Consider the following 10,234-nt stretch of genomic DNA (forward strand, 5'->3'; position numbering starts at 1 on the left):
AAGCTGACCACGCAGATCAACATCGACGGTGACGAGTACCTGTGGGACGACTTCGCCTTCGCCAGCCGCGAGGGCCTGGTGCCGGCCGTGAACCGTATCACCGATGCGGCCGAGATCGACAGGAAGGGTCTGCAGCAGCCGTTCGCCTCGATCGACTTCGACTTCCGCCTCAACGGCGACACCGCGGCCGCCCCGACGACCGAAGTCGAACGCAAACGCGCCAGCGCCTGAAGCCGGCGGGCGCAGAACAACCGGGTGGTTCGTCAGGACCACCCGGTTTTTTGCCGTCGGTGAGCTTGCCTCACCCGGTCGGCTCATCCGATCTGGCCAGCGCGGTCCGCACGCCTGTCGGGTTGTCTTGCCGCAAACCGCAGGCGCCCGCGCGGGTCCCTTTCCCGAACACAAAGTGGTACAGCATGCGAAACAATCTGCCGATCACCGATCACGAAGTGACGCTCGACCCACGATGCCCGATCGTGACGAAAACGGATCTACAGGGAAAAATCCTGTACGCCAATCCGGAGTTCATGCGCATCAGCGGTTTCACCGAGGAGGAGCTGCTGGGCCAGGACCACAATATCGTCCGGCACCCCGCCATGCCGGCGCAGGCGTTCGCCGACCTGTGGGCGAGCATCCGGCGCGGCCAGACCTGGAAGGGTCTGGTGAAGAACCGCCGCAAGGACGGCGGCTTTTATTGGGTCAAGGCCCATGTTTCGCCGCTACACGAGCAGGGGCGGCACGTCGGCTACATGTCGGTGCGCACGGCGCCGAGTGCGCTGGAAACGCAGCAGGCCGAGCAGTTGTACCATGCGGTCGAACGTGGGGCGGCGGCGTTTCCAGTCACGCCGCCGCTGCAGGCCCGTGCGCTGTCGTTCTGGCTGGCGGCGGCGCTGCTGGTGATGATGGCGGGCGTGCTCGGCGGCCTGTGGCTCGATCGTTCCCTGGCGCTGGCGCTGAATCTGGCGAGCCTCACGCTGGCAGGCGGGCAGCTGTTCTATGCGTTGCAGCAAGCCCGGCGCTCCAGCCGCCTCATGCTGGCGGCCCTGGCCCACTGGAGGGAGGGCCGCCTCGATCAGGCCATCGTCCCGAGCGGCCCGCGCGAGTTCCAGCACATGTGCGCCGCACTCGAGTCCACCCGGCTCCACCTGCAGGGGGTGGTCTCGGACGTGGTGGCGGTCAACCATCGCATCGACCGCACCTCGACCCATATCGAAACGGAAGCCCGGCAGCTGTACCAGCAAAACACCCAGATCGCGCAAGGGGTGGCGCAGATCGCCGCCGCCATGGAGCAGCTGGCGGTGTCGATCCAGGAAATTTCCGCCATGACGCAAGAGGGCTCGGCGCACGCCAAGCGCAGCAGGGCGCTGGCGGCGGCGGGCAACCGCTTCATCGATGAATCGAAGTCGGCGATGGACGAGGCCGCCAGCGGTGCCAAGACGACCAATGCCGCGGTGCAGGAGCTGGAAGGCATTTCGGAGGACATCGGCTCGATCACCGACATCATCCAGAGCATCGCCCAGCAGACCAATCTGCTCGCCCTCAACGCCGCCATCGAGGCCGCGCGCGCCGGCGAGCAGGGGCGCGGCTTTGCCGTGGTGGCCGACGAGGTGAGACAGTTGGCCGAAAACACCGCCGACAACACCGTCAACATCCGCGCCTCCATCGCGCTACTGAAGGACAAGATCGCGCACATCATCGACGGCCGCCAGGCTGTCGGCGTCTGCATCCAGCGGGTGCAGCACAACATTCAGCAAACCGTCGACAGCCTGCAGCAGATCGATCAGGCCAGTGCCGGGCTGGAGACGGTCACCGAGGCCATCGCCAACTCGCTGCAACAGCAATCCAGCGCCTCGGCGGAGGTCGCGCAGAGCATGGAAAGCCTGGGCGCGGCCTCCGAGCAGAGCACGGTGAACATCGTCAAGAACCGCGAGATCGCCGCCGCCTTGCACGGCTTGTCCCGGGCGCTGACGAAATTGCTGGTCAACTTCGAAAAGAACCGATGAGGGCCGCCGCCATGCCTCCGTCCCTGTCAGGAAAGGCGGCGCCGTGCCGTCCTGCCGCGCCGGTGCAATTCGAGCCGGCTGATGATGCCGTGAGCTGCGCCGCCGTTGGTCATGTGGGGCGCGAGATGGCCGACCGCGCGCCGGTACGGGCCGGGCCGATGCGTCCGGACCCGTCCCGTTTTTCCCGGGAGCCTTCCGCCATGCACGATACCGATACGCCGTTCGAACGCGGCCTGGCGGTGATACAAGCCTTCGACCCGGGCGGCACGCCGTTGTCGGTAAGCGAGATCGGCCAGAAGACCGGCATCCCGCGCGCGTCGGTCGCCCGCTGCCTGTATACCCTGCAGCAGCTCGGTTTCGTGCGCCAGAGTACGGACAAGCGCTTTGCACTGACGCCGAAAATCCTGACACTGGGCTTCGACGCGTTTGCATCCGTCCCGCTGCCGCGCGCCGCGCAGGCGGTGCTCAATCATCTGGCCGAGCTGACCGGCGAGAGTTGCATGCTGCTGGTGCCCGACCGGGGCGAGATGCTGTGCCTGGCCGAGGCCCCTGGCCACTTTTTCCATCACAGCCGCTTCGCCACGGGGGCTCGGGTGCCGATGACGTGCACCGCGTCGGGGCGCGTCATCCTGAGCGAGCTGGAGCCGGCGGCACGCGATGCCCTGCTCGACGCCCCGCTGCCGCGCCATACCCCGCATACCGTGGTCGACCGCCAGGCCCTGCAGCGGCTGCTGCCGGCGATCCGCGCCCAAGGCTATGCCTGGTGCGACCAGGAGTTCGAGCTGGGCCTGTGTAGCTTGTCGGTGCCGATCCGCGATGACCTCGACACGGCCCGGGCCACGCTCTGCCTGCACGTGCCGGCCTGCCGAGGGGCGGGGCACGAACTGCCGCCGCGCTACCTGGAGCCGCTGCGCGAGGCGGCGTGGGAGCTGTCGCTGCTGCTGAAATAGGCTGGGGTGGGGTGCTCGCGCCGTCGCTGCCCCGGCCATGGATCGACTGCCTTGATGCCGATGCTCCCACGGTTGTGCTGAAGCCGAGCAGGGGCTGAGTGGTGGTATTGCCGGGGAGGGGGCTGACGCGCTGTCGGAGTGCCGGTGGCGGCGCTGGCGTTTGGTGGGAGCTGGAAAAGCAAAAAGCCAACTCGCTTGAGTTGGCTTTTTGCTTTTGATTTGGGTGGTGGCGAATCAGGGACTCGAACCCCGGACCTGCGGATTATGATTCCGTCGCTCTAACCGACTGAGCTAATTCGCCACGCTGCTTCGTTGCTTGTTGCGTCGAAGTGGGGCGAACTATACCGGGGCTGTTTGGAGCTGTCAACACCTGGGTCGTATTTTTTGCCGAAACGCTGAGAACCTGTCTCCGATCTTGCTGCGCGACCCCTGGTCGGGGTTCATGTGCTCTGCGCGCCAATCTATCGCTGAGCAAGTCGAAAATTAGCACGCAGAGATTGGTCCAGCGCTGTGAAACCCTGATGGACTCAGTGTCGATGAGGGTTCCTGTGCTGCGGTTCTCACCGCGGAGGGCCGCACGCGACAGGTCGGGGAGGCTCTTACAGGGTGTGGCAGCGGTCGCCCTCGGCGAGGCCGATCCAGTCGATGCTCACGCCCTTGCCGAAGCCGATCACCTTGAACAGTTCGCCCATCTCGTTGGGCGAGAGCAGCTTCTGCACGGCGGCGACGCGCGGGGCGTAGTGGGCGACGTCGTCCGGGTCGAGCTGTTGCAGCAGCGCAGTGATGCCGGCGTTGACCAGGAACTGCGCCTGCGTGGTGTAGCCGATCAGGTCGAGCCCGGACTCGGTGCCGGCCAGCGCCACGGCGGTGAAGTCGACGTGGGTGGTGATATCCATCAGGCCGGGCAGGTAGAACGGGTCGTCCACGGTGTGGTGGCGGTAGTGGCCGATCAGGGTGCCCATGTGGCGTTGCGGGTGGTAGTACTCGCGCTCGGGGAAGCCGTAGTCGATCAAGAGGATGGCGCCGCGCACCAGGCGCGCGGCCAGGGTGGTGATGAAGGCGCGGTTGGCCAAGCTGATTTCCGACAGGTAGCCGGCGGCCTCGGGCGGCAGTGCCGCGGCAGCGGCGGCGAGCAGGGGGTCGGCGATCGGGCGGTCTTCCCAGGCGAAGGCGCCGTCGCGCACGGTGACGCCGCGCTGTTGTGGGGTGGGGGTCCAGTGCACCAGCTCGCACGGCATGGCGTCGAGCACTTCGTTGCCGATGATGACGCCGTCGAACTGTTCCGGCAGCTCGCTCAGCCATTCGACGCGGCCGGCGAGGTGCGGCAGGGCTTCGGCCAACGTTTGCCGCTGGCGCTCGACCAGGTCGGCGGAGAGGTCGATGATGGCGTAGCGCTCGGGCAGTTGGCCGAGCGCTTCCAGCTCGGTGAGGATGTCGACGGCGAGGCGGCCGGTGCCGGCGCCGAACTCGTAGAGCGTGCCGCCGGTCTGCGGCAGCAGTTCGGCGAGCTGGCGCGCCAGGGTGCGGCCGAAGTAGGGCGACAGTTCGGGCGCGGTGACGAAGTCGCCGGCGGCGCCGAACTTGCGGCTGCCGGCGCTGTAGTAGCCGAGGCCGGGGGCGTACAGCGCCAGCTCCATGTAGCGCGAGAACGGAATCCAGCCGTCGCGGGCGGCGATCTCGGCGGCGATGTGGCGGGAGAGCTCTTGGCTGACGGCCAGGGCGGCGTCGTCGGGGGCGGGTAACTGGGTCATGGCGTGGCTTGCGGTAGAATGGGGAGAATTGTCGGCCAATTCCGCCGTGTCGGAAAGGGGCGGGATGGGCGGCGACGCGACAGACGACGGGAGAGGGGCGATGGGCGAGGGCAAGGTGGTGCTGATTACCGGCGGCGCGCGCCGGGTGGGAGCGGGCATCGCTCGCCATCTGCACGCTTGCGGCACGCGGCTGGTGTTGCATTATCGTGGTTCGCGCGCCGAGGCGGAAAGCCTGGCCCTGGAGCTGAACGGGGCGCGGCGCGGTTCGGTGGTGCTGGTGCAGGCCGACCTGCACGACATCGCCGGACTGCCGCGCCTGGTGGAGACGGCGCTCGAGGGGTTCGGCCGGCTCGACGGGCTGGTCAACAACGCCTCCAGCTTCTTCCCCTCCGGCATCGGCCATATCGACGAGGCGGTGTGGTACGACCTGATGGGCAGCAACCTGAAGGCGCCGCTGTTTCTGGCACAGGCCGCCACGCCGCATCTGAAAGCGAGCGGCGGGGCCATCGTCGGCATCGTCGACATCCACGCCGAACGGCCGATGAAGTCGCACGTGGTGTACAACCTGGCCAAGGCCGGTCATGCCCAGCTGATCCGCAGCCTGGCGATCGAACTGGCGCCCGAGGTGCGCGTCAACGGCGTGGCGCCGGGCAGCAACCTCTGGCCGGAGGGCGAGTCGTTCTTCGACGAGGAGCACAAGCGGCGCATCGAGGCGAGCATTCCGCTGGCGCGCATCGGCACGCCGGAGGACATTGCGCGCGCGGTGAAATTCCTGCTGTTCGACGCCGCTTACGTCACCGGGCAGGTGCTGGCGGTGGATGGCGGCCGGAGCGTGGTGTTGTAATTCCACGGCGCCTTGGAAGCGATAACGTTGTCGGCGGCGCTGCGCAGGCTGCGTGCGAATCTATCGCTGGGCCAATCACTGCGTGCAAATCTCTGATTTGCTCAGCGATAGATCGGCACGCAGAGATTCGCTCAGGGAGCGCTTGCCGTACTCGTGTACTGTCGGCGGACCTGCTCGCTTGCCTTCGCCTTAGCGGCGCAGAAACTTGTCCTAACAGGCTTCGTTTTCTCGCTTCTCACTGCTTTGTGGAATAATCTTTGGGTACGAGTCAGCCATGACAGACCATCCCGATTCGCGCTAAAATCGCCTGTTTTTCAATTTCTTAGCTGTTCCTTCCCATGTCCGATATCCAAACCCTCGACGCCAAGGCGCAGAAGGCGCTGTTCGAGGCCAACAAGCTGGCCAAGCGGCTGCGCCACCACGTCGGCGACGCCATCAACGATTTCAACATGATCGAGCAGGGCGATCGCGTCATGGTCTGCCTGTCCGGCGGCAAGGACAGCTTCGCCCTGCTCGACATCCTGCTCGGGCTGCAGAAGTCGGCGCCGATCGATTTCTCCATCGTCGCGGTCAACCTCGACCAGAAGCAGCCGGGCTTTCCCGAACACGTGCTGCCGGAGTACCTGACGTCGATCGGCGTCGAGTACCGCATCGTCGAGGAAGACACCTACTCCATCGTCAAGCGTGTGATCCCCGAGGGCAAGACCACCTGCAGCCTGTGCTCGCGCCTGCGCCGCGGCATCCTGTACCGTGTGGCCGACGAACTGGGGGCGACCAAGATCGCGCTCGGCCATCATCGCGACGACATGCTGCATACCTTGTTCCTCAACATGTTCTACGGCGGCAAGCTGAAGTCGATGCCGCCCAAGCTGGTGAGCGACGACGGCCGCCACATGGTGATCCGGCCGCTAGCCTACTGCCGCGAGAAGGATCTGGAGCGTTACGCAAAGTTGCGTGAATTCCCGATCATTCCGTGCAATCTGTGCGGCTCGCAGCCCAACCTGCAGCGCCAGGTGGTGAAGGAGATGGTCAACGATTGGGACAAGCGTTTCCCGGGGCGCCTGGAGAGCATGTTCCGCGCGCTGCAGAACGTGGTGCCGTCGCACCTGGCCGATACCGGCCTGTTCGACTTCGCCGGGCTCAAGACCGGGGACGCGCCGTTCGCCGACGGCGACACCGCCTTCGACAAGGAAGAGTTCCGCGATCCGCCGCTGCCGGGCGACGACGAGTTGGCCGATGCGCCGCGCCGCACCATCAGCATCCTCGACTCCCGCCCGAAGGAGACCTCCTGTGGCGGGTAGAGCGCGTCATCCGTTCCGCCGCCGCGTGCGCGACGGCGTGGACGCCATGCCGGAGGTGGAAATCTCCGAGGTGGACGGCATCCGTTCGCTGCACCTGGGCTCGGCGACGGTGCAAAGCTCGATGGACGTGGACGACCCGGTGCGGCTGGTGCTGTCGTACAGCCGCGCCATGATGGGCTTTCTGCTGTTCAATCCGGAGCCGCGCCATATCCTGCAGATCGGTCTCGGCGGCGGTTCTTTCGCGCGCTACATCGACTTCTACCTGCGCGACGCCAAGAGCGTGGCGGTGGACATCAACCCGCAGGTGATCAACGTGGCGCGCGCCTTCTTCGAGCTGCCGGAAGAGGGGGAGCGCTTCGAGATCGTCGAGGCCGATGGCGCCGACTACGTCAAGATCTTCCGCGGCTCGACCGACGCCATCCTGGTGGACGGCTTCGACGGCCTGCAGATCGTCGACGCGCTGACCACCGAGGCGTTCTTCGAGGACTGCAAGCGCGCGCTGGCGCCGGACGGCGTGTTCGTCGCCAACTGGTGGAGCGGCGACAAGCGCTACCACCAGTTCGTGGAGCGCCTGCTCGGGGTGTTCGAGGGGCGGGTGCTGGAACTGCCGTCGGCCAGCCACGGCAACGTGGCGGTGATGGCCTTCACCGGCTCGCCGGCGCTGACGCGTTTCGAGGGGCTGAAAAAGCGCGCCGAGGAACTGGAGGCGCGCTTCGGGCTCGAATTTCCCGAGTTCGTCAGCCGGCTCAAGTCGACCAATCTGCACAGCGACAACCGCCTGCTGATTTGAGTGCCCGTTTCATTCGCCGGCTGCGCCTGCGCATCTTGAACGCCGACAGTGCTCTGCGCGTGCGAGTCTCCCGCAGAGACTCGCTCAGCCATGATCCTCATGTACTTTGTGACCATTCCGGTTCCTGCGCGCTGGCGGCATTCAACCTGCCTTGGCTCGCTCGACTACTGAAACAGGCTCGGAGTCCAACGGCTGGCGTATAATGACGCCGGTGTGGCGGGGCGGCGCTGGCCGGCCCGTCACCTCCACCGGATAGATGCGGGCGGCCCTGACGGCCGCCCTTTGCCTTTTCCAGAAAGACGTGAACACCATGCAAGCTGCCCATCAGGCCCCGATCACCGACCGCAAGATCCGCTTCGCGCTGGTCGGTTGCGGCCGCATCGCCCAGAACCACTTTGCCGCGCTGGAGAAGCACGCCGAGCGCGCCGAATTGACCGACGTGTGCGACATCGACCCGGCGGCGCTGGCCGCCGCGGTGGCGCGCACCGGCGCGCGCGGCCACGCCAGCCTGGCCGCACTGCTGGCGGCGACCCAGGCCGACATCGTGATCCTGACCAGCCCGTCCGGGCTGCACCCGGCGCAGAGTATCGAGTGCTCCGAGGCCGGCTTCCACGTCATGACCGAGAAGCCGATGGCGACGCGCTGGGAAGACGGCCTGGCCATGGTCAAGGCCGCCGACCGCGCCGGGCGCCGCCTGTTCGTGGTCAAGCAGAACCGCCGCAACGCCACGCTGCAGCTGCTCAAGCGCGCGATGGAAGAGAAGCGCTTCGGTCGCCTCTACATGGTCAACGTCAACGTGTTCTGGACCCGGCCGCAGGAGTACTACGACTCGGCCGCCTGGCGCGGCACCTGGGAGTTCGACGGCGGCGCCTTCATGAACCAGGCCAGCCACTACGTCGATCTGCTGGACTGGCTGATCGGCCCGGTGGAGAGCGTGCAGGCCTACACCGCGACGCTGGCGCGCAACATCGAGGTAGAAGACACCGGCACGGTCAGCGTCAAGTGGCGCTCGGGCGCGCTGGGCAGCATGAACGTGACGATGCTGACCTACCCCAAGAACCTGGAAGGCTCGATCACCATCATCGGCGAGAAGGGCACGGTGCGCGTCGGCGGCGTGGCGGTGAACGAGGTGCAGCACTGGGAGTTCGCCGAGCCGCACGCCATGGACGACGAGATCCAGAGCGCCAGCTATGCCACCACCAGTGTGTACGGCTTCGGCCACCCGCTCTACTACGACAACGTGATCAACGTGATGCAGGGCAAGGCCGATCCGGAGACCGACGGCCGCGAGGGCCTGAAGTCGCTGGAATTGCTGATCGCGATGTATCTGTCGGCGCGCGACGGCCGCCGCGTCAGCCTGCCGCTCGACTACTGATTTCCGTGGCCCGCCGTCGGCGGGCCGTTCCTGTTTTCACCGTGTTATCCCAAGCAACATCATGGCGGACGAAAAGAAAGAACCCTGGCTCAATTATCTGGCGCTGACCACCGTCATCCTGGCGGTGTGCGCCACGCTGTCGACCTTCAAGGGCGGCAGTTTCTCCACGCGCAGCGTCATCACCCAGGCCCAGGCCTCGGACCAGTGGGCCTATTACCAGGCCAAGAGCATCAAGAGCAACCTCTACGAGATGGAGCGCGACCGCCTGCAGCTGGCGCTGGACAACCTGCCGCCGCAGGCCGAGCCGACGGTGCGCGAGCGCTACGCCAAAACGCTGCAGCAGGCCGCCGAGCGCGCCGCGCGCTACAACCAGGAGCGCAAGGACATCGAGCAGAAGGCACGCCACCTGGAGGCCGAGCGCGACAGTGCGCAGCGCCAGGGCAAACCGTTCGGCATGGCGGTGATCTTCCTGCAGGTGGCGATCCTGATCTCCTCGATCGCCGGCCTGTTCAAGAAGAAGGCCGTCTGGCTCGCCGCGCTGCCGGTGGCCCTGCTCGGCCTGGTGTTTTTCGTCGACGGTTTTTTCCTGTTTTTCTGATTGCGTGAGGGCACCGGCATGACCTATCTCGTTCACCCCACTTCCATCGTCGACGACGGCGCCACCATCGGCGCCGGCACCCGCATCTGGCACTGGGCGCACATCTGCGCCGGCGCGGTGATCGGCGAGCGCTGCTCGTTCGGCCAGAATGTGTTCGTCGGCAACGACGTCATCATCGGCAACAACGTCAAGGTGCAGAACAACGTGTCGATCTACGACGCGGTGACGCTGGAGGACGACGTGTTCTGCGGCCCCTCCATGGTGTTCACCAACGTCAACAACCCGCGCAGCCACGTCAGCCGCAAGCACGAATACCGCCGCACCCTGGTGAAGAAGGGCGCCACCATCGGCGCCAACGCGACGGTCGTCTGCGGCCACACCATCGGCGAGTACGCCTTCATCGGCGCCGGCGCCGTGGTGACGCACGACGTGCCGGCCTACGCTCTGATGGTCGGCGCACCGGCCTACCGCATGGGCTGGATGTGCGCCTGCGGCGAGCGCCTGTCGGACATGATCGGCGAGCACGCCTGCCCGGCCTGCGGCACCAACTACGACATCGGCGGCAACCACTGCACGCCGTTCTGATCCCCAGCAAGGCTTCGGCCAACGTTGGCCGAAGCCC

The 10,234-nt window shown here is 66.4% G+C and carries 10 protein-coding genes and 1 tRNA gene; 9 read left to right on the plus strand and 2 right to left on the minus strand.

The features are described 5' to 3' along the window. From B9N72_RS19310 to B9N72_RS19320, 3 genes are all read left to right on the plus strand, one after another. Window positions 1-231 (plus strand): dioxygenase family protein (locus tag B9N72_RS19310; protein ID WP_456107097.1); only part of this gene is annotated, 231 nt, incomplete at its 5' end. Between the two features lie 185 nt (window positions 232-416). Then, window positions 417-2,003, plus strand: a complete 1,587-nt coding sequence (locus tag B9N72_RS19315) for a methyl-accepting chemotaxis protein (protein ID WP_085277827.1) — start codon at window positions 417-419, stop codon at window positions 2,001-2,003. An 11-nt stretch (window positions 2,004-2,014) separates the two neighbouring features. Next, the gene (locus B9N72_RS19320; RefSeq protein ID WP_234986063.1) at window positions 2,015-2,953 is read left to right on the plus strand and encodes an IclR family transcriptional regulator; all 939 of its coding nucleotides are present in this window, start codon (window positions 2,015-2,017) and stop codon (window positions 2,951-2,953) included. Window positions 2,954-3,177: 224 nt separating this feature from the next. Here the strand turns inward: B9N72_RS19320 and B9N72_RS19325 are convergent. Further along, window positions 3,178-3,254: transfer RNA gene (locus tag B9N72_RS19325), tRNA-Met, on the minus strand. Window positions 3,255-3,552: 298 nt separating this feature from the next. Then, the gene (locus tag B9N72_RS19330; protein WP_085277828.1) at window positions 3,553-4,704 is read right to left on the minus strand and encodes a class I SAM-dependent methyltransferase; all 1,152 of its coding nucleotides are present in this window, start codon (window positions 4,702-4,704) and stop codon (window positions 3,553-3,555) included. Window positions 4,705-4,768: 64 nt separating this feature from the next. Between B9N72_RS19330 and B9N72_RS19335 the strand changes: the two genes are divergently transcribed. From B9N72_RS19335 to B9N72_RS19360, 6 genes are all read left to right on the plus strand, one after another. Then, window positions 4,769-5,548, plus strand: a complete 780-nt coding sequence (locus tag B9N72_RS19335) for a pteridine reductase (RefSeq protein WP_200811079.1) — start codon at window positions 4,769-4,771, stop codon at window positions 5,546-5,548. 338 nt (window positions 5,549-5,886) lie between these two features. Continuing rightward, window positions 5,887-6,849, plus strand: a complete 963-nt coding sequence (gene ttcA / locus B9N72_RS19340) for a tRNA 2-thiocytidine(32) synthetase TtcA (RefSeq protein ID WP_085277830.1) — start codon at window positions 5,887-5,889, stop codon at window positions 6,847-6,849. Continuing rightward, on the plus strand, window positions 6,839-7,639 hold the full coding sequence (locus B9N72_RS19345) for a polyamine aminopropyltransferase (protein WP_085277831.1): 801 nt from the start codon (window positions 6,839-6,841) through the stop codon (window positions 7,637-7,639). Before ttcA ends, B9N72_RS19345 begins: the two co-directional genes overlap by 11 nt. 310 nt (window positions 7,640-7,949) lie before the next feature. Then, window positions 7,950-9,014 (plus strand): Gfo/Idh/MocA family protein, encoded by a 1,065-nt coding sequence (locus tag B9N72_RS19350; protein ID WP_085277857.1) that lies wholly within the window; start codon window positions 7,950-7,952, stop codon window positions 9,012-9,014. A 61-nt stretch (window positions 9,015-9,075) separates the two neighbouring features. Then, complete coding sequence (locus B9N72_RS19355) at window positions 9,076-9,612, plus strand: DUF4337 domain-containing protein (protein WP_085277832.1); 537 nt, start codon at window positions 9,076-9,078, stop codon at window positions 9,610-9,612. 18 nt (window positions 9,613-9,630) lie between these two features. Next, the gene (locus tag B9N72_RS19360) at window positions 9,631-10,197 is read left to right on the plus strand and encodes an acyltransferase (protein ID WP_085277833.1); all 567 of its coding nucleotides are present in this window, start codon (window positions 9,631-9,633) and stop codon (window positions 10,195-10,197) included. Window positions 10,198-10,234: the final 37 nt, after the last annotated feature.

The organism is Pseudogulbenkiania subflava DSM 22618 (genome assembly GCF_900177275.1).
Lineage (GTDB): Bacteria > Pseudomonadota > Gammaproteobacteria > Burkholderiales > Chromobacteriaceae > Pseudogulbenkiania > Pseudogulbenkiania subflava.

What these genes read in the sequence shown, in the direction of transcription:
- B9N72_RS19320 (WP_234986063.1), top strand. Translation starts at nt 2,015, where the DNA reads ATGCCTCCGTCCCTGTCAGGAAAGGCGGCGCCGTGCCGTCCTGCCGCG.
- B9N72_RS19335 (WP_200811079.1), top strand. Translation starts at nt 4,769, where the DNA reads ATGGGCGGCGACGCGACAGACGACGGGAGAGGGGCGATGGGCGAGGGC.
- B9N72_RS19315 (WP_085277827.1), top strand. Translation starts at nt 417, where the DNA reads ATGCGAAACAATCTGCCGATCACCGATCACGAAGTGACGCTCGACCCA.
- B9N72_RS19350 (WP_085277857.1), top strand. Translation starts at nt 7,950, where the DNA reads ATGCAAGCTGCCCATCAGGCCCCGATCACCGACCGCAAGATCCGCTTC.
- B9N72_RS19330 (WP_085277828.1), bottom strand. Translation starts at nt 4,704, where the DNA reads ATGACCCAGTTACCCGCCCCCGACGACGCCGCCCTGGCCGTCAGCCAA.
- B9N72_RS19355 (WP_085277832.1), top strand. Translation starts at nt 9,076, where the DNA reads ATGGCGGACGAAAAGAAAGAACCCTGGCTCAATTATCTGGCGCTGACC.
- ttcA (WP_085277830.1), top strand. Translation starts at nt 5,887, where the DNA reads ATGTCCGATATCCAAACCCTCGACGCCAAGGCGCAGAAGGCGCTGTTC.
- B9N72_RS19360 (WP_085277833.1), top strand. Translation starts at nt 9,631, where the DNA reads ATGACCTATCTCGTTCACCCCACTTCCATCGTCGACGACGGCGCCACC.